This window comes from Halobacillus massiliensis, assembly GCF_900166625.1.
GTDB lineage: Bacteria > Bacillota > Bacilli > Bacillales > Halobacillaceae > Halobacillus_A > Halobacillus_A massiliensis.
This window is the reverse complement of sequence record NZ_LT800499.1, coordinates 43,515-69,256: the sequence shown is the minus strand read 5'-3', so window position 1 is coordinate 69,256 and position 25,742 is coordinate 43,515. Positions and strand designations below refer to the sequence as shown.

At 42.5% G+C, this 25,742-nt stretch carries 34 protein-coding genes; 5 read left to right on the top strand and 29 right to left on the bottom strand.

Annotation, left to right across the window (positions count from 1 at the left end; genetic code table 11):
- Window positions 1-900 carry a mechanosensitive ion channel family protein gene (locus B7E06_RS00480; RefSeq protein ID WP_082232001.1) on the bottom strand — a complete coding sequence of 300 codons (900 nt, stop codon included), beginning with the start codon at window positions 898-900 and terminating at the stop codon, window positions 1-3.
- A gap of 47 nt (window positions 901-947) precedes the next feature.
- A complete protein-coding gene (locus B7E06_RS00475; protein WP_082232000.1) occupies window positions 948-1,964 on the bottom strand; it encodes a YkvI family membrane protein in 1,017 nt (338 codons plus the stop codon).
- Between the two features lie 93 nt (window positions 1,965-2,057).
- On the opposite strand from B7E06_RS00475, the gene yyaC reads away from it, so the two are divergent.
- The gene (gene yyaC / locus B7E06_RS00470; RefSeq protein WP_082231999.1) at window positions 2,058-2,669 is read left to right on the top strand and encodes a spore protease YyaC; all 612 of its coding nucleotides are present in this window, start codon (window positions 2,058-2,060) and stop codon (window positions 2,667-2,669) included.
- Window positions 2,670-3,252: 583 nt separating this feature from the next.
- Here yyaC and B7E06_RS00465 read toward each other — a convergent pair.
- The 9 genes from B7E06_RS00465 to B7E06_RS00420 all read right to left on the bottom strand — a co-directional run bounded on the left by B7E06_RS00465 (window position 3,253) and on the right by B7E06_RS00420 (window position 11,357).
- Entirely contained in the window at window positions 3,253-3,960 is a 708-nt protein-coding gene (locus B7E06_RS00465; protein WP_082231998.1) for a DUF554 domain-containing protein, read from the bottom strand.
- A gap of 72 nt (window positions 3,961-4,032) precedes the next feature.
- Entirely contained in the window at window positions 4,033-4,869 is an 837-nt protein-coding gene (locus tag B7E06_RS00460) for a ParB/RepB/Spo0J family partition protein (RefSeq protein ID WP_082231997.1), read from the bottom strand.
- Window positions 4,850-5,623: a ParA family protein gene (locus tag B7E06_RS00455; protein WP_082231996.1), complete on the bottom strand. Its 774-nt coding sequence runs from the start codon at window positions 5,621-5,623 to the stop codon at window positions 4,850-4,852. The genes B7E06_RS00460 and B7E06_RS00455 overlap by 20 nt, the downstream gene beginning before the upstream one ends.
- A gap of 90 nt (window positions 5,624-5,713) precedes the next feature.
- On the bottom strand, window positions 5,714-6,592 hold the full coding sequence (noc, locus tag B7E06_RS00450; protein ID WP_082231995.1) for a nucleoid occlusion protein: 879 nt from the start codon (window positions 6,590-6,592) through the stop codon (window positions 5,714-5,716).
- A 714-nt stretch (window positions 6,593-7,306) separates the two neighbouring features.
- Window positions 7,307-8,257 (bottom strand): GNAT family N-acetyltransferase, encoded by a 951-nt coding sequence (locus tag B7E06_RS21640; RefSeq protein WP_245807785.1) that lies wholly within the window; start codon window positions 8,255-8,257, stop codon window positions 7,307-7,309.
- A complete protein-coding gene (locus B7E06_RS00435; RefSeq protein ID WP_082231993.1) occupies window positions 8,257-8,607 on the bottom strand; it encodes a VOC family protein in 351 nt (116 codons plus the stop codon). The genes B7E06_RS21640 and B7E06_RS00435 overlap by 1 nt, the downstream gene beginning before the upstream one ends.
- A 21-nt stretch (window positions 8,608-8,628) precedes the next feature.
- A complete protein-coding gene (locus B7E06_RS00430) occupies window positions 8,629-9,066 on the bottom strand; it encodes a GNAT family N-acetyltransferase (RefSeq protein ID WP_082231992.1) in 438 nt (145 codons plus the stop codon).
- Between the two features lie 31 nt (window positions 9,067-9,097).
- Window positions 9,098-10,318, bottom strand: coding sequence for an MFS transporter (locus tag B7E06_RS00425; RefSeq protein WP_082231991.1), 1,221 nt, complete (start codon window positions 10,316-10,318; stop codon window positions 9,098-9,100).
- The gene (locus B7E06_RS00420) at window positions 10,311-11,357 is read right to left on the bottom strand and encodes an ArsR/SmtB family transcription factor (RefSeq protein WP_082231990.1); all 1,047 of its coding nucleotides are present in this window, start codon (window positions 11,355-11,357) and stop codon (window positions 10,311-10,313) included. Before B7E06_RS00420 ends, B7E06_RS00425 begins: the two co-directional genes overlap by 8 nt.
- A gap of 157 nt (window positions 11,358-11,514) precedes the next feature.
- On the opposite strand from B7E06_RS00420, the gene B7E06_RS00415 reads away from it, so the two are divergent.
- Window positions 11,515-11,775, top strand: a complete 261-nt coding sequence (locus B7E06_RS00415) for a transcriptional regulator SplA domain-containing protein (RefSeq protein WP_082231989.1) — start codon at window positions 11,515-11,517, stop codon at window positions 11,773-11,775.
- Window positions 11,769-12,797, top strand: coding sequence for a spore photoproduct lyase (splB, locus tag B7E06_RS00410; protein ID WP_082231988.1), 1,029 nt, complete (start codon window positions 11,769-11,771; stop codon window positions 12,795-12,797). Before B7E06_RS00415 ends, splB begins: the two co-directional genes overlap by 7 nt.
- Window positions 12,798-13,243: 446 nt before the next feature.
- Here the strand turns inward: splB and B7E06_RS00405 are convergent, their stop codons facing one another.
- The 17 genes from B7E06_RS00405 to gvpQ form a co-directional block, all read right to left on the bottom strand.
- Complete coding sequence (locus B7E06_RS00405; protein ID WP_082231987.1) at window positions 13,244-13,795, bottom strand: YtxH domain-containing protein; 552 nt, start codon at window positions 13,793-13,795, stop codon at window positions 13,244-13,246.
- Between the two features lie 52 nt (window positions 13,796-13,847).
- Window positions 13,848-14,120 carry a hypothetical protein gene (locus B7E06_RS00400; RefSeq protein WP_082231986.1) on the bottom strand — a complete coding sequence of 91 codons (273 nt, stop codon included), beginning with the start codon at window positions 14,118-14,120 and terminating at the stop codon, window positions 13,848-13,850.
- Window positions 14,117-14,566: a DUF948 domain-containing protein gene (locus tag B7E06_RS00395; RefSeq protein ID WP_082231985.1), complete on the bottom strand. Its 450-nt coding sequence runs from the start codon at window positions 14,564-14,566 to the stop codon at window positions 14,117-14,119. Before B7E06_RS00395 ends, B7E06_RS00400 begins: the two co-directional genes overlap by 4 nt.
- A gap of 34 nt (window positions 14,567-14,600) precedes the next feature.
- Complete coding sequence (locus B7E06_RS00390; RefSeq protein WP_082231984.1) at window positions 14,601-15,032, bottom strand: DUF948 domain-containing protein; 432 nt, start codon at window positions 15,030-15,032, stop codon at window positions 14,601-14,603.
- A gap of 76 nt (window positions 15,033-15,108) precedes the next feature.
- Window positions 15,109-16,041: a DMT family transporter gene (locus B7E06_RS00385; protein ID WP_082231983.1), complete on the bottom strand. Its 933-nt coding sequence runs from the start codon at window positions 16,039-16,041 to the stop codon at window positions 15,109-15,111.
- An 85-nt stretch (window positions 16,042-16,126) separates the two neighbouring features.
- Window positions 16,127-16,498: a gas vesicle accessory protein GvpU gene (gene gvpU, locus B7E06_RS00380; RefSeq protein ID WP_082231982.1), complete on the bottom strand. Its 372-nt coding sequence runs from the start codon at window positions 16,496-16,498 to the stop codon at window positions 16,127-16,129.
- Between the two features lie 30 nt (window positions 16,499-16,528).
- On the bottom strand, window positions 16,529-18,061 hold the full coding sequence (locus B7E06_RS00375) for a hypothetical protein (RefSeq protein ID WP_082231981.1): 1,533 nt from the start codon (window positions 18,059-18,061) through the stop codon (window positions 16,529-16,531).
- Window positions 18,062-18,080: 19 nt separating this feature from the next.
- Window positions 18,081-18,398, bottom strand: coding sequence for a gas vesicle protein (locus B7E06_RS00370; RefSeq protein ID WP_082231980.1), 318 nt, complete (start codon window positions 18,396-18,398; stop codon window positions 18,081-18,083).
- A 15-nt stretch (window positions 18,399-18,413) separates the two neighbouring features.
- Entirely contained in the window at window positions 18,414-18,713 is a 300-nt protein-coding gene (locus tag B7E06_RS00365; RefSeq protein ID WP_082231979.1) for a gas vesicle protein K, read from the bottom strand.
- Complete coding sequence (locus B7E06_RS00360) at window positions 18,694-18,951, bottom strand: gas vesicle protein (protein ID WP_082231978.1); 258 nt, start codon at window positions 18,949-18,951, stop codon at window positions 18,694-18,696. The genes B7E06_RS00365 and B7E06_RS00360 overlap by 20 nt, the downstream gene beginning before the upstream one ends.
- Window positions 18,952-18,954: 3 nt before the next feature.
- Window positions 18,955-19,770 carry a GvpL/GvpF family gas vesicle protein gene (locus B7E06_RS00355; protein ID WP_179133906.1) on the bottom strand — a complete coding sequence of 272 codons (816 nt, stop codon included), beginning with the start codon at window positions 19,768-19,770 and terminating at the stop codon, window positions 18,955-18,957.
- Window positions 19,771-19,792: 22 nt separating this feature from the next.
- Complete coding sequence (locus B7E06_RS00350) at window positions 19,793-20,044, bottom strand: gas vesicle protein GvpG (protein ID WP_082231976.1); 252 nt, start codon at window positions 20,042-20,044, stop codon at window positions 19,793-19,795.
- Window positions 20,041-20,805 (bottom strand): GvpL/GvpF family gas vesicle protein, encoded by a 765-nt coding sequence (locus B7E06_RS00345; RefSeq protein WP_082231975.1) that lies wholly within the window; start codon window positions 20,803-20,805, stop codon window positions 20,041-20,043. Before B7E06_RS00345 ends, B7E06_RS00350 begins: the two co-directional genes overlap by 4 nt.
- A gap of 12 nt (window positions 20,806-20,817) precedes the next feature.
- Window positions 20,818-21,738, bottom strand: coding sequence for a gas vesicle protein GvpN (gene gvpN / locus B7E06_RS00340; RefSeq protein ID WP_082231974.1), 921 nt, complete (start codon window positions 21,736-21,738; stop codon window positions 20,818-20,820).
- Window positions 21,739-21,755: 17 nt separating this feature from the next.
- Window positions 21,756-22,019, bottom strand: a complete 264-nt coding sequence (locus B7E06_RS00335) for a gas vesicle protein GvpO (RefSeq protein WP_082231973.1) — start codon at window positions 22,017-22,019, stop codon at window positions 21,756-21,758.
- Between the two features lie 70 nt (window positions 22,020-22,089).
- Window positions 22,090-22,386 (bottom strand): gas vesicle structural protein GvpA, encoded by a 297-nt coding sequence (gene gvpA, locus B7E06_RS00330; protein ID WP_082231972.1) that lies wholly within the window; start codon window positions 22,384-22,386, stop codon window positions 22,090-22,092.
- Between the two features lie 22 nt (window positions 22,387-22,408).
- Window positions 22,409-22,969: a gas vesicle protein GvpQ gene (gvpQ, locus tag B7E06_RS00325; protein ID WP_082231971.1), complete on the bottom strand. Its 561-nt coding sequence runs from the start codon at window positions 22,967-22,969 to the stop codon at window positions 22,409-22,411.
- A 295-nt stretch (window positions 22,970-23,264) separates the two neighbouring features.
- On the opposite strand from gvpQ, the gene B7E06_RS00320 reads away from it, so the two are divergent.
- Complete coding sequence (locus B7E06_RS00320) at window positions 23,265-24,134, top strand: SDR family oxidoreductase (protein WP_082231970.1); 870 nt, start codon at window positions 23,265-23,267, stop codon at window positions 24,132-24,134.
- Between the two features lie 144 nt (window positions 24,135-24,278).
- The gene (nei, locus tag B7E06_RS00315; RefSeq protein ID WP_082231969.1) at window positions 24,279-25,106 is read left to right on the top strand and encodes an endonuclease VIII; all 828 of its coding nucleotides are present in this window, start codon (window positions 24,279-24,281) and stop codon (window positions 25,104-25,106) included.
- Here the strand turns inward: nei and B7E06_RS00310 are convergent.
- Window positions 25,088-25,585 carry a metallophosphoesterase family protein gene (locus tag B7E06_RS00310; RefSeq protein ID WP_082231968.1) on the bottom strand — a complete coding sequence of 166 codons (498 nt, stop codon included), beginning with the start codon at window positions 25,583-25,585 and terminating at the stop codon, window positions 25,088-25,090. The genes nei and B7E06_RS00310 overlap by 19 nt on opposite strands.
- Between the last annotated feature and the right edge of the window lie 157 nt (window positions 25,586-25,742).

Here is a 25,742-nt window from a genome sequence, read left to right as displayed (position 1 = left end):
TTACTCATCGCTTTGACGCGGGTCCTGTGTAGTCGGTTCTTCGTGGCGTGAATACATCACCATGCGAGGGAATGGAATTTCAATGCCTTCCTGATCCAATCGGTTTTTCACTTCTTTTCGTAAAGCACGCCCAATTGCCCAGTGTTCCATTGGGTACGTTTCTCCAATGATCCGCAAAACAATTTCGGAATTCCCCAGCGTCTGAACCCCTAATAATTCAGGAGTAGCTACAAGTTCCTCGTAACGATCCGGCATTTCCTCTAACAATTCTAATATTACTTTTTCTGCCCGGTCAATATCGCCTTCATACGCAATATTGATATCTACGACAGCGATACTGTTATGAATCGAATAGTTCGTCACCTGAGTGATATTGCCATTTGGAAGAATATGAATCTCGCCTGTCCAGCTTTTAATTTTCGAAGTGCGAAGGCCGATTTCTTCCACAAAACCTTCCGCGCCTGAGACCATGACGTAATCGCCTACGGAAAACTGGTCCTCAAAAATAATGAAGAATCCGCTGATAATATCACGTACGAGGTTCTGGGCACCAAAACCGATAGCAAGCCCGGCAATCCCCGCACCCGCAAGCAATGCACCAATGTCGAGAGTAAAGGTTTCAAGAATCATAATAAACGCCGAGAAATAAACGATATAACTTAACGTGTTAATGATAAGTTTTTTCAGTGTAGCTTCTCTGCGCTGAGTGATTGAAAAGGGTCCCTGCCTTCGTTGGGCAAAAAACTCGGATACGAGCTTTCTGCCGACTCTAATAATAAGGAAAGATATAATGATAATCATTACAATCTTCAATGCACCCCTGGCAATCGCTTCCCAAAGTTCCGGCCCTGTTACATAATTTATGGCTTCACCTACATTTATTAAAGCTTCATCTACCAAAGCTGTTCCCCTGCCTCTTTAGTGTTTGAACTTATTTTAACAGGTTTTCAGCTCGTTTTAAATCGATGGGTGATCGGATATAGAAGTAATGCTGCTAAAACGTACAAATTTAAGACACCATACAATGGATATAAATATTGAATGAGTGTAGAAAACCCAAAAGAAGTAAATGGAAGCATTACGGCGATAAGGGCGAAGGCGATCAGCCAGAGCGGCTGTCTCCAGTATTCTCTAAATCTCGTAACCAATCCAAGTGTTCCTGAAGCCGCTGTTGTAAAAATAGCAATCCACATGACAATCGACATAAAGATCATCATTGAGTAAGGATAGTGTTTTAATATTGCAAACAACGGAATTTCATAGAGAAGAATTTCCTCAGAGATTTGAATAAGACTGCTGTTATAAAGAAATGAAATGCTTCCGAGTAATAGTCCGCTGCCGATACTCGCAACCCATACTTCGGCACGGCTTTTTATCTTGCTGCCAACCGCGCCAAGCACCGCTATCAGCGGCAGGACATTCAAAGCGGTAAAGGGAAATGAAGCCAGCCAATTGGCGTTTTCCCCGACATGGGCAAATAAAGACAGCTTCTGGTCTGTAATAAACAAAGTAAGAATCATCACCAGTCCGACGATTAACACAGGCAGAACCAAACTGTTCATAATGACAATCCCTTTGATATCCCAAATAAACAGCAGAATTAAAGGAATAACAATCGCAAGCACACCAATCTTGTAGGAGATATCGTAAGCCTGCAGGGTCGCACCGCTTCCGGCAAGCATGACAACCGTTGTCGAAAATAAATAAACGATTATCATCCAGTCGTACACAGCCGTTAAGTGCCTTCCAACGACCGTCCGCAGCACAGGCACATAGTGCATCGACTGCTGTCTATAGCTGATCGTCATTACAGATCCGCAGCAAATAATAAACATAATCGCAAATAAAAGGATAGCCAGGCTGCTGTCTTGTCCAAAAAACTGCCACAGCTCTCTTCCGGAAGCATACCCTGCTCCAATGGTTGTACCTATTATTAAGAAAATCCATTTAACCCCTGCCCGCATGCAGAACCTCTCCCCGCCCCTAAGTATTTTGCTACGTATAGAACGACGATTTCCTCTATATACTGTTACTAATATGTGTGTGGAGGAGAAGCTATGAGTATGAAGGACAAGTTTACAAAAACAGATCTGCGTTTACCTGCTGATGATCCTCATACGATCAACAGCTTAAGCGATCATCTGCATAACACGCTGCCTTACAATAAGAAAGTTGTCATCGTCTGCATCGGCACCGATCGTTCCACTGGTGATTCCCTTGGTCCACTAGTCGGCTCGATGCTATCAGAACAGCGGCTGCAGACCTTCCACGTTTACGGAACGCTTGAAGAGCCTGTCCATGCACTGAACCTGAAAGACACGTTATCTGCCATAAAAAAACTGCATGAAGGTCAGACCATCCTGGCCATTGACGCCTGTCTTGGTAAAAAAACATCAATCGGCCATATCGTTTTCGCTGAAGGTTCCTTAAATCCAGGAGCCGCTCTAAAAAAAGATCTTCCGGCCGTGGGAGATTACCATATTAGCGGAATGGTTAATGTCGGAGGCTTTATGGAATATGCGGTTTTACAAAATACGAGACTGCACACTGTCATGAACATGGCCGCCAAGATCGCCGCTGCCATTAAAGTAGCAGAAAAAAAGCGGATCAGCTCGCGTTTAAAACAGCCGCCACGCACCTTTATTACAGCAAAAAAAGAGCAGCACTAAATCGTGCTGCTCTTTTCAGAAATGAGAACGTCTCGTCCATGATTTCTTGTTTATTTCTCACAGGAGACCGGGGATAAGATAGGGTTACGTTTATTTAATAGAAAGAAAGAGCCGGTGAGCTAGCTCGTTGCACTCGCGGATCTCACCATGGCTCTATCTCCCTGCAGGAGTCTCGCCATTTCCCACCCTCTTTTCCGTTGATGGTGTAAACTGAACACTATGTTTGTAGAAGCTCCTCTACCTTTGGCCTCTTACGATAAGGTTCCGTTACTCAAAAAAATATATAGGGTCCGGGGAAACGGCGAGACTCCTATGGGAGAAGAGAACAGGGTGAGATCTCGGAGGGCTAAAAGCCCGAGGAAGCTCACCGTTCGCCCATGGAAAGCGAGTTGTTTCCCCTGGCCCGGTTTTCTATATCATAGTAAACGGAACTCCCTTTCCCTTTAAGTGAGAACCAAAGAGTTCCCCCGGACCGGCTCTCTTAAAACAGACAAACGAAAACACTCTTCCAAATAACTGAAAACTAAAGAAACCTCGTTCGCTGGTCTTATTATCTATCGAAATGAGGAAATTACATAAAATATCAGTTAAACAACTGGGCAACGAACAATACGACCCCGACCATTATTAAAGACGGCAGCAGGTTCGCCACCCTGATTTTCGTCAGCTTTAATAAATTCAAGCCGATCGCCACGATCAGCAAACCTCCTGTAGCCGTCATTTCCATAATAAACAAATCAAGCATATCCTGGGGAATCCAGCGGTTGATCTGGGTCGCCAATAAAGCAATCGAACCTTCATATAAAATGACAGGAATTACTGAGAAAATAACGCCGATGCCCAGTGTTGAAGTAAGCACAAGCGCGACAAATCCATCGATAATCGCTTTTGTAATTAATACCTCATGATCATTACGCAGGCCGCCGTCTAATGCACCGATTACCGCAAGTGCCCCAATGACAAAGATAAGAGAAGCGGTAATAAAACCCTGGGCGATTGTAGATTTTTTCTCCGGTGAAGAAAACTTCTGCTCAATCCACCGCCCTATGTACTCCAGCCGCTCCTCTAAGTGAAGAGCTTCCCCAATGATGGCACCAGATAATAAGCTCAATAATACAATCACTATATTATTCGTTTCAAACCCCATTTGCAGACCGATCAGTATTACTGCCAGTCCGACTCCGCACATTACGGTTTCTTTAAAGCGCTCAGGAATTTTAGTGAAAAACAGTCCAAGCAATGACCCAATGATAATACATACTCCATTTACTATCGTGCCTAATAAAACCATGTTTTACCTCTCCAATGTAAGTTTCATATGAAACGAACAAAGAAAAGGCCCGGCTGCCTTTCCACCAGGCCTTTACTTATTCTGTTCCATCCAATTTAATATCCTCTCCAGATCTTCCTGATCAGAAAATTCAATTTCTATTTTTCCTTTTTTCTTCCCTTTATGAATCGTTACACCTGTTCCCAAACGTTCCTGCAGCGTCTCTTCCCGCTCTTTAATAAAGATATCTTTTTCTGCCGGCTGTTTCTTCTTACGGGGCTTTCGCTCATTAAGTTCACCGATCATTTTTTCCACCTGGCGGACATTCAGCTGTTCCCGTTCAATCCTGCTAAGAAGCATCGGCAGTTTCTCTTCATCTTTTAAACCTAATAAGGCACGGCCATGGCCCATAGAAAGCTTACCGTGGTTAATCTTTTCTATAACCTCCGGTGCAAGATTTAAAAGCCTGAGGAGGTTGGCAATATGAGAGCGGCTTTTTCCAAGCCTTTTCGAGAGATCATCCTGGGTGAGACTAAGCTTCACCATCAAGTTCTGGTAAGCCTGTGCCTCCTCAATTGGTGTCAGATCTTCTCTTTGCAGGTTTTCCAGCAGGGCCACTTCCATCATCTGCTGATCCGTCATTTCCCTGACGATGGCAGGGACGGTCTCAAGACCTGCTGCCTTAGCCGCACGGCATCTGCGCTCACCGGCAATCAGCTCATAGCCTTTTATGCTTTTTCTTACGATCAGCGGCTGGAGGATTCCGTGCTCCTTAATCGACTCGGCAAGCTCCTCAATCGCTGCTTCGGTAAAATGCTTTCTGGGCTGATAAGGGTTGGGCCTGCATTCTCTTACCTTGACTTCTTCTAACTGATCTTCATCCTTCACGTTTAACAGCGAATTTAACCCTTTACCTAACCCTCTCGCCATTTGCTACCACTTCCTTCGCTAGTTCTAAATAGACTTCTGCCCCTCGTGACTTGGCGTCATATACCATCACAGGCTTTCCATGACTGGGCGCTTCACTTAAACGGACATTGCGCGGAATAATAGACTGATAGACTTTTTCTTGAAAGTATTTCTTTACTTCGTCAATCACTTGAATTCCCAGATTAGTACGGGCATCTAGCATTGTTAATAAGACACCTTCGATCATCAGGCTTTTGTTTAAATGCTTCTGAACCAGTCGGACTGTATTTAGCAGCTGACTTAATCCTTCAAGGGCGTAATACTCACATTGAACAGGGATTAAGACAGTATCAGAAGCCGTTAATGAATTAATCGTCAAAAGCCCTAGAGAAGGGGGACAATCGATAATAACGTAATCATAGCTGGCTTTAACTTCATCAATCGCCTGTTTTAGACGAACTTCGCGGGAAATCGTAGGCACCAGTTCGATTTCGGCTCCTGCCAATTGAATCGTCGCCGGAATGGCATCTAAATTTCCAACAACTGTTTCTGTTCGTACGTCTTCGGCACTTACACTATCAACGAGCACATCATAAATGCACTGATCCAATGTGCCTTTTTCAATCCCCACCCCGCTTGTGGCATTTCCTTGCGGATCGATATCCACGAGAAGTACTTTATAATTTAAATACGCTAAGCATGCGCTTAAGTTAACGGCTGTTGTGGTTTTCCCTACGCCTCCCTTCTGGTTGGCTATGGAAATCACTTTACCCATGCTGTCACCTGCCTTTTTTATTGGAGTACAATCGCCGGTGTTAAAAACACCCATCTAAATATAGGCAGATGGGTGGTTGAAGTCTAAGTTCTATGATTTTTTCTTCGGTATTTTTATCGTAAATTGATAATAGTCTTCATGATCCTCTTCGTTTGTTTCCACGTCCACGCCTGTATCTGTGACCATATCAAGAGACTGGCGAATTGTATTCATGGCAATTCTCATATCTTTGTTAACCCCTTTGAGCCTCGGCTTTCTCTTCTTGGGGGTCGTATCCTGCAGCTTCTTAATCCGTTCCTCTGTCTGCTTCACATTCAGCTGCTTCTCGACAATTTCCTGCAAAAGTTTTTCCTGCTTCTCCGGTTCATCTTTTAAAGCGATTAAGGCTCGCGCATGGCGTTCCGTAATATCTTTAGTCATAACAGCCATTTGTACCGATTCCGGCAGTTTTAATAATCGGAGCTTGTTAGCCACAGTCGACTGGCTTTTTCCTAAACGCTGTGCCAGGCCCTCCTGTGTTAAATCATGAATTTCAAGCAGTCTGGCATAGGCCGCCGCTTCTTCAATTACGGTCAGTTCTTCCCGTTGAAGGTTCTCTATTAGAGCGACAGAAGCCGTTTGCGCATCATCCATATCTCGAATGATCGCAGGGATTGTCTCCCATCCAAGCGTTTGAACAGCACGCCATCTCCGTTCCCCTGCGATTAACTCATATTCTTCTTCATTAAGCCTGCGTATAACAATCGGTTGAATCATCCCATGTGTATGTAACGTCTGGGCGAGTTCATTGATTTTTTCCTCGTTAAAAATAGCTCGCGGCTGATAGCGGTTTGGTTGAACGCGATCAACTGGAACTTGAATGACTTCGTCTGGATTATATTCTTCTTGTTCGATTTGTTCTTCTCTTTCATCATGTTCTGCTTCCGACTTGTCGCCCAGTCCGAACAGACGGCTAAAAGGATGTAACACGATCAAACACCACCTTTTTGCGATCAGGCATACAGCTGTTTCACGTGGAACATTCACAGCCAATAGAAAAAAGCGCCGCAGGCAAAATAGCTGCTGCGCATTCATATGCCTTTTTTACTCTTAATTTATTTTATCATATTTTGCATATTAAAGTATCGAGGAAGCGTAATATTTAATCGTTCACTTTTCGACAGTATTATATAAATTTTGAAACTGAATTTATATTATAATAGATATTTAATATTTTTTCGATTATCAAAATGGATAAATAGATTAGGAAAATAATTGATTTTAAAAACCCTGCTCTTTTTCTTATTCTTTTTAAGTTGCGTTCCGTTTGCCTGAATAGAGAGAAGCGGGCCTGGGGAAAGACTCGCTTTCCATGGGCGAACGGTGAGCGTCCTCAGGCTAGAGCCTTCCGGGATCTCACCCTGTTCTATCCTCCCATAGGAGTCTCGCCGTTTCCCCCGGCCCTTTATGTTTTTTAGAGTAACGGAACATTTAGTAAGAAAAAAAACTTTTTTTACAGAGTGGTAAATCACCGATAGCTTGCCGTTTTTCCTATTAAAGTTAAGTCGGATGGGAAATCTCGAGACTCCTGCAGGGAGATAGCCATGATGAGATCCGCGAGTGTACCGAGCTAGCTCATCGGCTCCCGCGGAAAGGGAGTCATTTCCCAGCCGCTTTTCTCTATATAAGATAAACGGAACAGTTCTAACCTTGAAGATCTTTCACCATGTTTCTTCCTTCCGCAACATATCCCAATTTTTCATAAAGGCTCCTGGCTCGCACGTTGTGGTCAAAAACGTGTAATTTAATTTTCTTCGCCTTTTGTTTAATCGCAAATTCTTCTACAGCTTTCATTGCGGCTTTCCCAAAGCCCTGCCCGCGAAGAGATTCCACAATTTCTATGTCGTAAATAAAAAGGATCGCTTCCTCGTTTTCCATAAAGGTGTGAACCCACAGGACTCCAGCGTCTTCTATCAAATCTGTCTTTAGTGTGAACAGGTGATGATCTTTCGTTAATGTCCCTTCTGGAAGCAGGTCTGCAAATTGATTACGTGCGTGAGCGAGCGCCTCTTCAAAGGTGGAAAACCTTTCCGATTTATAAAGCTCTTCTGCATATTTCCTCTGGTTAGCTGCTGCATATTCTCCAAACATTTTACTCGACATGTAATTAAATGTAATAGACGAGGTTCGATCAACCTTTGTCGTATCCATCAGCTCTACGTCAATATCATCCGCTCTTCCCGATCGGAAATATTTTTCTAAATGCCAGTGATCAAGCAGACGGGGATAGCCTTCCTGTTCCATCCATTGATGAATATGTTCATAAGCTTGAGGTATCTTCGTATTTGCTCCTGTCACTCTATACACGGCGTAGGCTTGAGCGGGGATCGTCAAAGAGACCATACCTTCTGGAACCTTATCGTAGGATTCTACTTGATAACAAACCCAGTACCCGTCCTCTTCTGCAGAAGTTTCCTTTACTTTAAAGGCACCGATCTGCAGGGCAGGCTTTTTTAGCCGGGGTATTTCACTTATTCTTTGATCCAGTTTTTCTGCTGCTTTGGGGATTTCATGTACATATTCGCTGCCTTCACACAGGACACGAAAACCGACTAAATGAATACTTTCATATTCCTTAATTACCGGGTCTTTCATCAGCACTCGCAAACCATCAGCATATTCCCATCAGGGTCTTTTAAATTAAACCAGTGGCCATGCTCAATCTCAGTTACTAGATTGGCTTGTTTTTCCTTTAAAAACTCATACGCTGCTTTAATGTCTGTTGTATTAAAATGAAAAGCCGGCACATTAAAAACAGCCTCTTCTGAAAAGATTTTGCTGTCGAGCACCACTCCTGTGCCTTTCATCGGAAGAACATAGAGGTGGCCGTGAAGCACCTCTGCGTCCGGCGTCAGTCCTAAAAGTTCACAATACCAGTCTCGTGCCTTTTCCACATCTCTTACTGGAATAAAAACAGTGCCTACTTCATTTACGATCGGGTTCATCGCTTCAGCTCCTTTTTTAAATTAAAGCTCCATTGCCATTACAGTCCGCTGGTCTGTAAATCCCAGCTTCTCATACAGCTCGCGGGCATGGTTTCCAGCATAGACGACAAGCCTTACAGACGCCATCCCCTGCAACTGAAGCTCACGCAGCGCACTGTCCATTAAAGCCTTGGCATGCCCTCTTCCACGAAATTCTTTTCTCATAAATAGGTCATAGATAAATCCCACTTTTTCTCCAGAAAAACTATCATCCTGCTGACCATAGACGACCCAGCCGACAACCTGTCCGTCATCGACAGCTACTTGTATCTGACCGTCCTGGTTTAGTACATCCTCCATCATACGAGAGGCTTTATCCTGGTCCACTTCGTAATAACCTCGGGAACCTTCCTCCAGTGATTCTTGAACTCTCGGTAAAAGCTCATCTATTTCTGCTCTAGTTGCATGCGATATATTCATATAAACGTCTCACTCCTTAAACAGGTTTCATTTAAGCTGCTTCTTTTTCTGATGATAAAGCTAAAGAAGGGTGTAAGTAAACCATCGATGCAGCTGTGGCTAACAATCCTCCCAGTAAAATCGTAAAGTTTGTACTAATGGCTTCAGAAAAAATTCCCGCAGATAAGGCGGCAGCAGGCATCGATATCCAGCTGATTAACCGGCTTGTTGCCTGGACTCGTCCTAATAGCCCGGCCGGTGTTAATTTTTGCCGGATTGTCAGAATACATGGACTCTGGATGGAAGCCGCCATCGTACCAGTGGCATTCATTACCAGAAGAACCCAATATGAATTCGTCTGGCTGAAACCTATGATTGAAAGTCCTCCTATAAAAGCAGCGGTCCATAAAATTTGGCGGTAGCTCCATTTTTTCTTAAGATATGGAGTGATCAGCGCACCGAATACAGCCGACGCTCCTCCTGACGACAACAGCCAGCCAATAGCCGTCGCACTTAATTGTGCTTCTTCTTTCAAATGAAAAACCATGATCGTTAAAAACAGTGTCGTACCAAAAACAGAAATCATCATAGCGAGATTTGTATAAAGAATTGGCTTTATATGAAACACATGAGCAAATCCTTCCTTCATTTCCCGCCACATATTTTTCCTTTCTGCTTCGTGCGGCTGAATCGGCAGGGTAAGCACGGCAGCTAAGGCCAGGAAAAAGCTAATACTGTTGATTATTAAAGCATAGCCCGGGTGATACACGCTGACAATCATGCCCCCGAGTCCCGGACCGAGCAGAACCGCTGCCTGAAACAATCCGCCATTTACCGCATTGGCTTTTTCAAGATCAGCTTTCAAAACAAGGGAAGGAATGGACGCAAACTGTGCCGTGTTATAAAGCTGGCTTAGTATTCCCATTCCAAAAGCAGCCGTGTACAGCTGCCACATTTGAAGCTGACCGGCGATATGTAAACAGCCGATGATGCCGATTAATATCCCCCGGCTGATATCGCAAAGAATAAGCAGGCGCTTTCGGGGATAGCGGTCCGCTAATACACCAAGAAAAGGCTGCAGCAGAATCGGAAGTCTTTCTAAAAAAGCTGTGATGCCCATTGCAAGCGGAGAACCGGTCAGTGCCCACACAATCAGCGGCAGGGTCAGAAAATAAACTTGATCTCCAAAAAACGATACGACACTGCCGCCGATTAGTCGAAACGCAGGGAAATTCTTTTTCCAGGGAGGCGGCTGATAAGCCCCCTTATTCACTTTCTTCTCCTGTTAAAAACTGCTGAAGCTCATGTGGCAGCATATTAAGTGTGTGCCCTTGTATCTTATACGTCTGCCGATTATTTTCTAAAAGCCGGGCTGATTTTAACATTTTTAAATGATGATGGACCGTGGTTTTGCCCAAGCCTACTAAGTCCGTCAGCTCCTGAAGCGTCTTTTCACCTTCAGCGATATATTTCAGGAGCTTTAAGCGGTTTTTATCACCAAGTGCCTTATATCTCTGAACGAGAAACTGGCTCGGAGTATACGCATCGTTTCCTTCTATGCTTTGATTGGAAACGGGATAATAGTAAATCTTTTTCCCTTCCAAGTCCGCCTCCAGGTTCCATGGGCGATACGTATAGTGAGGGATCAGTACAACTTCAAACACACTGGGCTCAGGCCTATAGTCAATACCTCCGGTCACCCATTTTACGAAGCTTTCAGGATCCAGCTTATTTAACATCTTCTGTTTTTCTCTTAAGTCGTTATGGAGGATGGTCTCCATACTCTCTTCCTGAGGCCTTATCATCTCTTCATACCATAAAGTCATGACCTTCGTGAGATGTTTTTTCAGCTTATTTGTATCCTCGGATGTAATAAATGCCAAGTAGTCGGAGTAAAAAGGATGATCAGCTGTTTCCCTCTGCCATCTCTTAATGGCGGACTGATTTCCTTTAGATGCTTGTTGACGGTCTTCTTCATGAGCCTGACCGAGATAAGGAAGACAAATCAATCGAAGCTGATCAGATGGTAAGCTGTTGACATAAGAAAGAAAGGCATCGAGAGAGGAAAAGGAATCTTGGTGAAGGAGCTGAAGGAGCGCTTTCCACGAATTGTGAGTTTCTACCTCATTTAATTGATTCTGCAGGGATTTTGAAACAGATTTACGTGTTGTTTTTAACGGCAGCTCCAATGTATCGATTAACGGAATATTCGTTACTGCCGCTATGCCAAGAGCGCATTCATACAGAAGAGAAGAATAAAGTGTAATCTGATAAGTTTCACGCTTTCGATATGTAGAATGGATAAGATCCATCGTACCACCCTTTCTTTGTTCTAATATTATCTCCTATTACTATATCATAAATATCGAATAATATATTCTATAATTATAGAACAAAGAAATAATCTACATAATTTTACCTTTCCGTGGAAAAATGAACACATATCACTACAGTTAGGGTGTGTCATGGATGGAACCAGGAAATCAAAACTATCAAGCAGGAGATATCGTCTATGTGATTTACCGCAATCCCCATACGTACAATGTCGCAAATGTTCAGGAAGCAGCCGTTGTCAATAATCCAGAACGTCCAGGAGAGCTCGCTTTATTCTTATATGAAACGTACTATCCGCTTGACGCCGGAATCGCCATTTATTCTTCGGAGCGAGAAGCGGAAATGGCCTACGAGGAAAGCTTCGGCTCTACTTATGAGGGGGGACTGGAATGGTAAAGCCGTTTGTACCTCAGCTCGTCTATATGGAGCCGCGGGCGCTTGAGTACCCGCTTGGACAGAAGCTGAAGAAAAAGTTCGAAGATATGAATATAGAAATCAGACAGACGACTTCCCACAATCAGGTGAGAAACCTGCCGGGGGAAAACGACTTTCAAAAATACCGTGTCGCTAAATCAACGCTCGTTGTCGGTGTACGAAAAACGTTAAAATTTGATACGTCTAAGCCTTCAGCAGAGTATGCCATTCCATTTGCCACCGGCTGCATGGGCCACTGTCATTACTGTTACCTGCAGACAACGATGGGCACCAAGCCTTACATCCGCACCTATGTGAATACAGATGAAATCTTTGAATCGGCCGAAAAATATATGCGGGAAAGAGCTCCAGAGGAAACGAGATTTGAAGCCTCCTGTACCTCTGACATCGTTGGGGTCGACCACCTGACCCATACACTTAAAGAAGCCATCGAATATTTCGGAAAATCCGAGCACGGGCGATTAAGGTTTGTTACAAAGTTCGCTCATGTCGATCATCTGCTTGATGCCGAACACAACGGTAGAACAAGATTCCGCTTCAGCTTAAATGCAGATTATGTCATCAAGTTTTTAGAACCCGGCACGTCCCGTCTGAATGAACGTATTGAAGCTGCTGTAAAAGTAGCCGAAGCCGGTTATCCGCTTGGTTTCATTATTGCTCCGATCTACCTGTATGATGACTGGAAGCAGGGCTATCGGAAGCTTTTTGAAGAGCTTGAAGCCAAACTCCCGCCTCACGCTGTAAAAGACTTAACATTTGAACTCATTCAGCACCGTTTTACTAAACCAGCCAAGCGGGTCATTCAGAAGAACTATCCGATGACAAAGCTTGAGATGGATGAAGAAAAAAGGCAGTACAAGTGGGGACGTTACGGTATTGGTAAGTATGTGTATCAAAAGGATGAACAGCATGAGATGAAGGACACGCTGGGCGGCTACATCCATCAGTTCTTTCCGGAAGCTTCTCTGGAGTATTTCACTTAAAAAGGGATCTGCTTGCATGTTAACCCCTTGAATTAATGTTCCGTTAGTTTAAGACAGAGAAAAACGGTTTGGAAATCACTCGCTTTCCACAAGAAGCCGGTGAGCTAGCTCGTTCCACTCACGGATCTCACCTTGGCTCTATCTCCCTGCAGGAGTCTCGTCATTTCCCAGCCTCTTTACCGGCGATGGTGTAAACGGAACACTATATTTGGACTCTACCTTAGGCCTCTTAGGGAAACGGTGAGACTCCTATGGAGAGAAGAACAGGGTGAGATCCCGGAAGGCTTGAGCCTGAGGAAGCTCAGCGTTCGCCCATGGAAAGCGAGCTGTTTCCCCAGGCCCGTTTTTCTAATACATAGTAAACGGAACTCTCTTCCCGTTTAATTATCAGCTGGACATAAGAAAAATCCCTGGACCATATTTGGACCAGGGATTTGGAATTTTATTTAGTTAATAGGAGTTTTAGTAATTGTATGGTCTGTATCGTTATCATCGTCTTTCTTTCCGGCTTCAGAAGAAGCAGCGGCTTCATCTTTTCCAGAATCAGTAAGCTCTTCTTTAGCTTCTTTCACTTTTTCACCGACATCTTTAAGTTCTTCACCAGCTTCTTTTGCTGTAGACACGATATCCTGTGATTCTTCTGTTACGTCTTCCACTTTTTCTTTAATGTCTTTTCCTTGTTCATCTAAAATATTCTGGATTTTATTCAGTGCTTCTTTTGTGATAGAAGCTGTTTTTTGAATGCGCTGCATAAGGTCATTTTTAGCACCTGAAGGATCTGCTTTTACATCAGCTACATATTGGCTGACAGAATTCCTTGTTGAAGAAGATTTCTCTTTTACTTTATTTCGAGCGGAAGGAGTAGCCATTACTGCAATACCGCCAGCTACCGCTCCTGCCGTAATCGCTAATGTTAATTTACCTTTTTTGGATTTATTCTTGTTCTGATCTGTCAGTTCAGTCTTCTCTGTTTGGTTTTCTGGTAGTTGGTTTGTCATAATTATGATCTCCCTTCGATTCCTTTAATAGGAATCTTCCTGATTTTTTTAGTTAATTTTGGGTAATAGCATCTTTTCTTGCTTCTGACTTTAAGCTTTGCTTCTTTTGCTGAAAGCTCTGATATCTCTGCTTACCTTCTTCTTGCAGTCTGCCTGTTTTCTGATTGTATTTATCCTTCATATAAGTTTTCGCAGTATCGCGAACAGAAGGATCGTCCTTTGCAAGTGTTGAACGCAGATAGGCGCCTGCCAAAAAACTCACAATAAATGCAATCGCCGTCATGAGATTATTGGGCTGTTTGCGCTCTTTAATCGTGTGGCTCATTCTTTTTTACCAGCTGCAGCCGCTTCTTTTACGGCTTTTCGTCTTTGTGTAAGGTAATAACCGAGGGCTACAGCGCCATAAAGCCCTTTAACATCTCTTTCTTTCACTTTAGCCTCTCCCGTCGATGTGCTCTTCTTCATGGACTTCGTAACGTCTACTAGAGAAGAGGTTAACTGGCGGGAAGACTCACCAATGTCCCCAACAATGTAAAACAGTGGACTTAGGGCACGTATTTTTACATTTACATCAGCTAACGTATCATTGCTGTTATTTAAAACTTCCGTCGTCTGGGCCATCACCCCATCCAGCTGATCGGGAAGTTTTTCTACCGTGCGGTCAACGCCTTTTAAGACATTAGCCAAATTGTTTAATGCTTTCATTAAAAATATGGAAACGATGGCAAAGGCGATGCCTATAATTAGTACTCCAATTCCTAGATAATCCATTGCAAAACCTCTTTTCCTTATAAAGTGCCCCCAGCTATTTAGCTGGGCGGCCTACTGTCTGTTTTCTTAATTTCCACTTCGTGTACAGATTAATGGCTGTATCTCCCCACCTCATAAACTGAGCGATGTTGTCAGACTGACGGTGAGATTCTTTATTGAGACTTTGTGTGAGAGTATTCATAGAATCACTCACATTACCCACGGATGTTCCGACATTTTGGAGTGAATCAAACAAGCTGTCCAGAGATTCACTTTTATGTTGGACATCATCTGCGAGCGAATTCGATTTTTGCAGCAGTTGTTCCGATTCTTTCGTAATTCCATCCACTTTGCCTTCGACGCTTTCCAGAGTGCCGGCCACTCGTTCCATCGTCTTTGAAGCCGCTTTTAATACTTTAACGACAAAGATGGTGAGGATCGCAAAAGATACTGCAATGATTAGTAAACTGATTGCCGTAAGGGACATGGTAGATCATTCCTCCTTATATGAAAAGATACCCTTTCATGAAGGGACAAAACCTGAAAATGCTGGACTTGTACCTTTATTTTGTCTTACCCTCTGAGACTGCTTTTAAATCTGAGACTTTTTCCTTAGTTAGCTGCTTTCCTCCTCTTGTCGTTAAAAGAACACCGCTGATGACAATGCATGTACCGACAATATGCATTCCCCTGATGGATTCATCCAGCCAGAGAGCAGCTCCCGCCATTGTGAAAACAGGTAGAAGATTAAGAAAGATTGCCGCTTTGGATGCACTTAATAACTCGACTGCACGGTTATAAAGAATTAGAGCGATGAACGACGGAAAAATCCCTAAGTATAATAACCCTGCCCAATAGGCGGACTGATTTAAATTAGGAAAGCCAACAGCCACCCACTCTATTAAAACAGCCGGTAATAGAAGAACCAGTGCTGTACCTGTAATGACAAGGACAGCAGCGTATGGAGGAAAACGGAACATATGAATCTTTACAATCACTGAATAATACGCCCACGACAGAATGGCCCCAATCATAATGAAATCTCCCACATTCCAGTCAATTTGGGCTATATTAAGGATCTGGCCATCAAGAATTACCCATAAGGCACCTATGAGGGATATCAAAACACCCGCCCATTGGATGCGGAACAGCTTCTCTTTTAAAAGAAATATGCTTAATATCACCGTTACTGCGGGAATAGCTGATTCCAAAATCGCTACATTCGTGGAAGAGGTAAACTGCAGAGATCCATAAATGAACGTATTAAAAAAAGCAATTCCTGATATAGAAAGAAGTAAGACCACCTTTTTATTCTTCAAAAAGACGGACTTATTCTCCCGGACGCTGCGATAGCCAATCGGCAGTAATACGAGAAAAGCAACGAGCAGTCGAAAGAAAGTAATCGTAAACGGCGGAAGTTCATTAATTGCTTTCCCCACAAGGATATTTCCCGCATACATAATGACAACAAATGTCATCAGGATATATGGATACATATCCTGCCCCCTCCTTTATCAAACGTCTCTATATGTAAGTATAAATCAAAAAGGAAGCGGCCGCTTCACCGCTTCCTTTTGATGTCTATTCTTCTTCAGATGCAATTCTTCCAAGGAAGAAGCCGTCCACTTTATCGATCTTGCCCCGCCAGTAAAAATCTCCTTCTGATGGTGTGGAATCAGCATCTCCATTAAAAATGCGTGTATTTCTCAAATGAATAAAGGAGACATCTTTACTAGAATTCCCACTAGCTGACTCTGCTGCTTGATTTAACTTCTCTCCAATCGCCTGGGAGACATCGTTTCCATCTTCAAAGACATCGGATATAGAATTTAAATACTCCTTCGCAGACATCGTCGTGCCTGAAATAAGAGCTCCATTTACATTAAGAGTAATATCTAACGAAAAATCATGGTTGTTCGCTGCTTTTACATACGTCTGCAAAATATCATCCATTACATAGCCCTCCTTTAAACCCTTTGTCTTCTATTTGTTCGTGTCATCATTGTTAGAAAGGGTGGTTTTCGGTTTATTATTATTTGATTTTGATGGATTGTTAGATTTATTGCTCGTATCTGCTTTAGGTGTATTATCTTTTTCCTCATTCTTAGACTTTTTGGAAGAAGACTTGTTTCTAGAAGAATTAGATTTCTTATTGCTTTGATTTCTGTTTTTATTTTTATTTTTGTTCTTGTCTTTGTTTCCTTCTTCTTTTCCTTCAGAGCTGCCTTTTTGCTCTGTGGATTCCTTCTTATCTGTTTTCGGCTCGGCTTCTACCGTAGCGGCAGCCTCATCACTGGCCTCACCATCTTCAGAGTCAGAATCTTCTTCATCGGAGTCTTTATCCTCTTCCTCTGACTTGTTCTCCGGCTTCTCAGAGGATTTCTCCTCTTGCTTATCAGAATCTTCTTCTTTAGACGCAGCAGCTTCTTCTTCGCTCTTGTCTTCGTCTGTTTCTTCTTCTTCTAACTTGCTCTCTGGCTTCTTAGAGGATTTCTTCTCTTGCTTATCAGATTCTTCTTCTTTGGACGCAGCAGCTTCTTCCTTGCCTTGCTCTTCATCAACGTCAGTTTCTGTTTCTTCTTCTTTTGACTTGCTCTCTGGCTTTTTAGAGGACTTCTCCTCTTGCTTATCAGAATCTTCCTCTTTGGACGCAGCGGCTTCTTCCTCGCCCTGGTCTTCGTCAGATTCTGTTTCTTCTTCTTTTGACTTGCTCTCTGGCTTCTTAGAGGATTTTTCCTCTTGCTTATCAGAATCTTCCTCTTTAGACGCAGCGGCTTCTTCCTCGCCCTGGTCTTCGTCAGATTCTGTTTCTTCTTTTTTTGACTTGCTCTCTGGCTTCTTAGAGGATTTTTCCTCTTGCTTATCAGAATCTTCCTCTTTAGACGCAGCAGCTTCTTCCTCGCCCTGGTCTTCGTCAGATTTTGTATCTTCTTCTTCTGACTTGCCCTCTGGCTTCTCAGAGGATTTCTCCTCTTGCTTATCGGAATCTACGTTTTTAGAAGCGGCAGCTTCTTCTTCATCAGATTCTGTATCCTCTTCTTCTGATTCCGTTTCTTCTTCTGATGCAGCAGCCTCATCTTCAGTTTCTTCCTGTTCGTCTGTTTCCTGTTCGTCTGTTTCCTGATCTTCTTCTTCAGCTTGTGGCTGACCATCGTAATAGTCTTCTTCTTCTTCTTCCTGCATGTTTAATTCATCGTTTACGTCCTCAGAAGAATTTTCTTCTTCTTCCTGTTTCTTGTTTTTGTTTCTCAGCTTGCCGGCTGTACTTTTCGTTTTGCTAGCAGCATTTCCGGCTTTTTCTTTCGTTTTAATTTTTGCTTTTCTAAAGCTTTCACTTGCTTTAACCCCAGCTTTTTTTCCTTTATCCTTTAAGGAAGAGGAGGATTTTTCTGTTCCTTCCTCTTCCTTATCGGAGTTATCAGACTTGCTCGGCTTCATGAAAATCCCCGCTGCCGTTCCGACTAGACCTCCTACAATTGCTCTAGTAAACATACCCTTACGTGATTTCTCTCCCATTTCCTTCACTCCTTAAAAGTTATACAATACCATTTGACTGTCCGGATTTTTTCTCTAACTGTTCGATACGTTTTTGCAGTTCTTTGTTTTCTTTTTCCAGCTGATCGTTATTTTGTTCAGCTGCTTTTGAACTGAGATAAGGATCGTTTTCCCACCAGTCCATACCAATTTCTTTCGCTTTATCTACGGAAGCAACGATCAGGCGAATTTTAATTGTTAAGAGCTCGACATCGGCGATTCCTACTCGGATATCACCTGCGATGACAACCCCTTTATCAAGAACAGTTTCCAATACATCTACAAGGTTTGACGACTGTGTCGGATGTTCTATAGCCATTGTTGACCTTCCTTTCTATAGTAAATTTCCCAGAGGGCCAAGGTCGATGTTTAAATCTTCATCTTCAAGCTCAAAGATTTCCTTAAGCTCATCCATCTTCACTTCCAGGTTCATAAGGGCTAAGCCTAAGTTTTCGATTTCTTCTTCGGTTAGTGTGCCTCCATCTACTCGGCGGATAGCCTGACGTTCGACAAGCTGCCTTAACAGCTCAATAACTGTTAAAACGAGCTGTGCTAATCCTTGCTCCGCACCTTGAGGGTCAAGACTGATTCTTCCGCTTTTGGGAGGCTGATGCTTAAGACTGCTCTGTGACATACGTTAAATCCTCCTTCTCTTGATCAAAACGTTTGGAAGAGATCGAATCTGTCTCCATTTTCGACTGCACGAGGGTTTCTACAGAGGATATAAGCACTCGCAGATCCAGATAAACTAAATCTACGCCGGCAATGGAAATAATCAGATCTCCTTTAATGGCTACGCCTTTATCGAGGACCGTATCAAGAATATCGATTAAGCCAACTTCTTTATTTTTAAAGTTTTCTCTATGCGACATTGCTTACGCCTCGCTTTGCATTAAATTTACGAAATGATATGCCGGCCACGGACCAGTGATTTCGAGAATATAGCCGGAATCCTCATTCTTTTTGTTCGCTTCCGAAATAATCTCCAAAAAATTTTCCACATCCTTCAAAGGGACAAGATAGGCACTGTTCCAGCACATTTCTTCTTCTCGTCCTGTGACATCACGCTTCCAATTTTTTTTAACTGTGTCCTGAGCACTCCATTGGGTTAATTTTTCATGAAGGGCCGAGCCAAACTGATCCTGTTCTCTCTCAGCTTCCTGCTCTATATACTGATCTAATTTTCTTGATTCTAAATATTGCCGCCCTTTTGACATTTGGGCAATTTCTTCTCGCTTTTCTTTTATATTTAAATTGTGATCAGCGACCTGTTTTGTTAACTTTTCGCGATCACAATATATTTTCAAGTTCCATTCTTCTTTATCGTCAAGCTGTTCCAAAAGCGACAGCATTTGTGATTTGTGATCGTTTATCATCTTTCCCAAATTATTTTCGCTTTGATAAATCGTGCAAAACTTCATCGGTATAATCGTTATTTCTTCATTCAGCTTCATTAACATTTCATGATGATGAAAGGCCTTTTCCTGTACCCATTCCATCTGGTCTGTTTTTTCTTCTAAGACTTCTTCCCCGTATTCTGATTCATCCACATGACAGATGACAGCAGACAACTCATCGAACACCTTGATTTGCACCTCATGCTCATTGTCTATCCCTTTCATGGAAGAGAAAGGTTTTGTCTCATTTTGTGGCGTCATCATAATGCCGTATAAATAAAGATATTTACTCATTACCGCCATTCTCCCCTGTCCATTATCTCTTCGTTAATTCCTGCCACTCCTCCATTTCTAATCTCTTTGCAGTTTCATAACGCTGGAGGAGCTCTTCTTCCTGTTCTTTATAGACTTCTTCTGACACTTCTTCTAATTCATACATCATTTGCAGATGAATGAGTTTTTGCTGAATGTGCTCTATATCATAAAATTCCTTATCCACTTCTTCTTTCACATGTTCCCCGACTTTTTTTATAAGACTGAACGGTGAAGTGAATAACTTAAAGATCATGTTGGTTCCTCCACCTTTAGTTTAATATTGATAAAGTTGTAAGCAGGCCAAGGGCCGGTATACTTAAATTCAACTTTATCCTGCCACTTATCGTGAAGTTCATTAACCTTCTTATCAAATTGCTCTTCTTTCTCACGGTCAATCAAATAGGCGCCGTTTAACAGCATCTTCTCCCCAATTGGCTCATTCGCTTTTGCGGATGCTGACAGCTTAAGCAGAGGCTCATGAATATCCTGTTCGACCTCATCCTGAAGGGAAGTAAAGAACTTGCGCGCCATTTCTCCTATTTCAATACGGTCAAAATAGCCGGCATCCTTTGATTTTTGAGAAACCTTGCTTTTCTGTTTCATCATTTTTTCATTTTGAGAAACCTGTTCCTCAAGCCATTCTTTTTTACCAACCACTTTCAAGCCGACTTCAATTTTGTTTTTAATCTCAGGGAACAGCTTAGACAGCTGCGGGTAAAGGTTCTCAATGAGAACTTCCACATCTTCAGAAGAGTTAAAAACATTTCCAAAACTGATCGGCACAACCGTGTCGGATGTTTCCATCACGTTTGAAATTACTTTCTGGTGAAGCATTAAGTTATCTCGAGTCGGTTGATAAATTTTCATCGGAACTTCTGCAGCAATCATTGCGGCATCTTTATAATGAATAGTGAAAACTTCACGTGTTTCTCCTTCAAATTCAATCGGTTCCAATTCTTTCTTTTCTTCTGTCTGAATACTGCAGAAAATATAAATTCCTGTTTCCTGAGTCATTTTAAAATCCCCCTATACCTTTCTGCATTCTTCTAAAACCTGTTCTTTTAATTCCTCAAATGGTACGGAAAAATGGGTTCCCATCTGCAGCGGATAAAGTGTGATATCAAGACAGATATCCTGGAATTCTTCACTGCTGCCTTTTACTTTCAAGTTATATTTGCGGACGACTTCCGCTATCATAAGAGAGGCTCTTAAGCTTAAATTTTCCTCTCCATCTGCTCCTTCAACTATTTCCCGGACTCGGTTTACGAATTTTACAATTTTTTCTGATTTTTCCTTACTCAAGGAAGTTCTGCTTGCAACGACCGCAATTTCCGCTTCTTCATCCATTGAGTGAAGAGACAGTGTAATCATTCGGTCGAGCAGGGCATCCTGGGATTGATATACTCCTGCGTACTCCGCTGGATTACTCGTAAAGATAATGGAGAAATCAGGGTGTACATCTATATAGGATTCCGTACGCTTCGTTCCATAGAGAGGAAGAATACCTTCTTCTAAAATAGAAAGAAATAAGTTGTTAGTTTCCGGCTGGGAACGGGTGAATTCGTCATAAACTACCGTATATCCTTCTTTGACTGCTTCATACAAACGGCCGTTTACCCACTCTTCCGAAACACTTTCCTCAATCTTTCGAACGGTTCTAACAAAATTGTCATTCAGTTTTTTCCTCCGGTAGCCTGTATAAGCTCCAATTAAGTCCTCGTTAGATAAGTCTTTATTGCCGTTAATTAGCAGAACAGGACGATTGCGCTTTTTAGCAAGATGGAGGGCAAGTGTCGTCTTCCCTATCCCTGAAGGACCTGTATAATGAACAGGGTATCCTGCGGCTAAATACCTTTGTGACCGCTTAATCAGGTTTTTAAAATAGGGATGGTCGTACACGTTTTGCGGTGTGTCAGGCGAAAGCCTGGTGGGTTTTAATGTTGACATGCTCTCCCCTCCCTATATTATTGTTCCTGTTCTTCCAAATCACTGCGGAACCTCAAGCTGATCCGGTTGAATTCCTCAACTTCTTTATCACTGCCCACAAACACTTCATACAATCCAACCATTTCATCATGGGCGTATTTACGCATATATTCTCTCTCTTCAACGACTTCCACAAGCACTCTCCAGCCTTCTTCCTCTTCCCGCTTTTTTACGGAAATGACTTTATGAGGCGGAGCAATATGGTCTTTAAAAAAATTCGTCACATTGTCCATAATTTTCATAAGCTAATCCCTCACTATCCTAAACATTAAATGAGAGGGCTAGAGGTTGAACTCCAGCCCTCTTTTTTGTTTAAATATTAAATTGAGCGCGTTCATTCTGCTGGGATCCTTGAGATGACTGGGAAGTATCTTCACTCAAGCGGCCGCCCAGACCTTCATCTTCCACTTCATCGCGAAGAAGGCCGACAGCCTCAGCATAACGCAACCAAGTATCCACACTGGCAATTACAACGCGTGCCTCAATCGTTATAAGTTCAATACCTACTACTGAAATACGTGCATAAGCATCAATAACAATACCTTTATCTAAAATACGGTCAATTACCTCTGCCAAGCTTGAACTATCAGTTGATTTTTGAATAGCCATTATTCGATCATGCTCCTTTCAATTAATCACTAAAGTAAGATTTAATATTTGAAACCCCTTTAATATCATTAGGGCCTTTTACTTGATCATAGCTTTTTAAATCATTCGCACTTTTAATATCACTGCTGTTTTTTACCTTTGTTCCATTCTTCTTATTACTCTTGTCACCGGTAGGCGCATTTCCACTTATCTTCTCCTGAAGCTCTTCTCCAGATTCCTTGAAGGATTTAACACCTTCTCTAAATTCCAGTAAGTTATCCTGCAATTTCTCTTTAGCATCTTCTGCTTTGCTGTGAACTTTTTCTGCGTTTTCTTCCTTCTTCTCCTGGAGATTATTCTGTAAGTTACTTGCGCCAGACTGAAGCTTGGTTTTAAACTGCTTCTTCACCTGGTCTCCAATTTCATCTTTTACTTCATCTTCCACATTTTCTTTAACATCTGATGGATCATCTGACTTCTTCGCTACTCTTTTAACACGGGGCCACTGCTTTTTGACGGCTCTTGCTGACTTCTTAACACCCCCTTCAACTTTTTCGAAGATATTATCTGATGAATCGTCGTGTTCATTTTCTTTACGACTCATGTTCATCACCTACTTTTTTTCAAGCATTGGGATCCAGGCTTTTATAACACCTTCCCATGTATAAAAACTTAAAACCTATATTAGAAAGGTTTTTTTTAAATTAGGAGATATTTCACACCTGAAGGCATACTTCTTCCATACCCTTTTTTACTAGTATTTGAAACCGCCTGAGGCAGATGTATTAAATTGCATTACATCCTTTTTTTAACATAATAAATACGCTTCCAAAGTTTGAAAATTTACCCAGGTGGAATCTATTGTTTGTGAAAGCAATTTTTCAAGGAGGTATTTATATATGAGCCGCATGGATAGACAGACCGATGGACAGCCTGGACAGGTACAGGACCGACAGCCTGGTTATGAAAATGAAATGGAACCTCTGCCGCTGCAGGCAGATGAGGATTATACAAGTGGAAATAAATTAAAAGGAAAAGTTGCCTTAATTACTGGAGGGGACAGTGGAATCGGACGTTCCGTAGCGATTGGTTATGCGAAGGAAGGCGCCGATGTTGCTATTTCTTATTTAGATGAGCATGAAGATGCCGAATATACGAAGCAAAAAATTGAAGAAGAAGGACGTCGTGCGATATTAATTCCAGGAGATGTTGGGGAAGAATCTGTATGCCGAGATGCTGTGGAACAAACAGTAAATGAACTTGGCAAACTCGATATTCTCGTTAATAACGCGGCAGAGCAGCATCCAACCGATGACCTTACCGAGATTTCCGCAGAACAGCTGGAAAGAACATTTAAAACAAATATTTTCTCTGTGTTTTATATGACAAAAGCGGCTATTCCCCATTTAAAACGAGGAAGTGCGATCATCAATACGGCTTCTATTAATCCGTATAAAGGAAATCCTCAGCTTGTCGATTACACAGCAACAAAAGGAGCGGTCGTAGCCTTTACGAGATCAATGGCCGCCCAGTTAGTCGATAAAGGAATCCGTGTAAACGGAGTAGCACCAGGTCCGATTTGGACACCGCTGATCCCAGCTTCATTTGATGAAGATAAAGTAGAAGAGTTCGGCACACAAACGCCTATGGGACGTCCTGGCCAGCCTGTAGAGCATGTGGGAAGCTATGTACTGTTAGCTTCTGATGACTCTACGTATATTACCGGCCAATTCATTCACATTAACGGCGGTATGCTGATGACAAGCTAATACAGCTTATAAACAAAAGCACCTGCTGAATACTACAGCAGGTGCTTTTTTACGGCAAAGAAAAGCATGCAGCTTGCTTTTTGTCCAGCCTTTGTTACCTTTTACAATATCAATATAAATAAAGTAGAAAGAAGTGAAGCTTAAATGCCCGAAGGACCAGAAATTCGAAAGGCAGCCGATCAAGTAGAAAAGGCTCTATTGGACAAACCTGTCCTTGAAGTGTTTTTTGCATTTGATCATTTTAAAGACTATGAGACATTATTTAGAGGCTCAGAAGTCCTCAAAGTAGAAACAAAAGGAAAAGCCATGCTGATCCGCTTTAATAACGGATATACCGTCTATTCTCATAATCAGCTTTACGGAAAGTGGTATGTTAGAAATCCCTATAATTATCCAAAGACAAACCGCCAGCTTCGTTTTGCCATACATAATGAGAAAAAATCCGCACTGCTTTACAGTGCTTCTGATATAGAAGTTTTACGTGACGAAGAAGTCGAGCTTCACCCTTTCATCGTCAAAGCAGGCCCGGACTTATTAAATGATCACGTGACGGAAGAAGAGCTAGTGGATCGTTTTAAAAGCTCTCGTTTTCACCGCAGACGATGGACGGCTCTTTTATTAGACCAGGGATTTATTGCGGGAGTGGGAAATTACTTAAGGAGTGAAATTTTATTTACAGCCGGCATTCACCCGGAATTAAGGCCGATAGACTGCTCGGAAAACCAGTTAAAGAAAGCCGCAAACGCCTGTATAGAGCTTATGTGGCGCTCTTACAAACATCAAGGAATTACAACAGACCTTGAATTAGCACATCGGCTAAAGGCAAAAGGAGCTAAACGGAATGAGTACAGACACTGGGTTTTTAACCGTGAAGGACAGCCCTGCCGTGTGGACGGGTCAGAAATCATTAAAATAAAAGCAGGATCACGCCGCTGTTATTACTGTCCTACCTGTCAATCGAAGGAGTCATAAAAAATATGCTCGGCGTGAATGCCGTCATTGATGCTTATTTTTCCAAAAGAGTAATGAGAAAGCCTTCGTTTGTCTGTCGCAGACCCGGGGTTAAAGAGCAAGGTTTTTTTTACAAATCGTAAAAGCGGCAGATGAGAGTGACCGAATATGATAAGATCGATTTCTTCACCTTCAAACTCCTCAATCACACGCTTTTCGGTCGTTTTTTTATCCCCATGTCCATGGACTAAGCCAACTCGGTAATCATTAAGCTCAAGAATTTGAGAGCGTGGAAAAACTTTTGTAATGTCTTCTCCATCCACGTTCCCGTACACTCCTTCCACCCTGCCATACTGCTTCAGCTCTTCATAGACATCAAGCGTCTGCCAATCACCGGCATGGATAATGAGATCGGCTTCTTGTAATTCCTTGACCAGCCTTTTGGGCAGTTGTTTTGCTTTTTTGGGCATATGAGTATCTGAGAGGATTACGAGCTGCATATTTATCTCCTCCTGAAATTTAGATTTGATGTTATGTTTCCGTTTACGGTAAAAAGAGAAAAGCGGCTGGGAGATGACTCCCTTTCCGCGGAGAACTGGTGAGCTAGCTCGTTACACTGGCTGATCTTACCATGGCTCTTTCTCTCCCTGCCGCAGG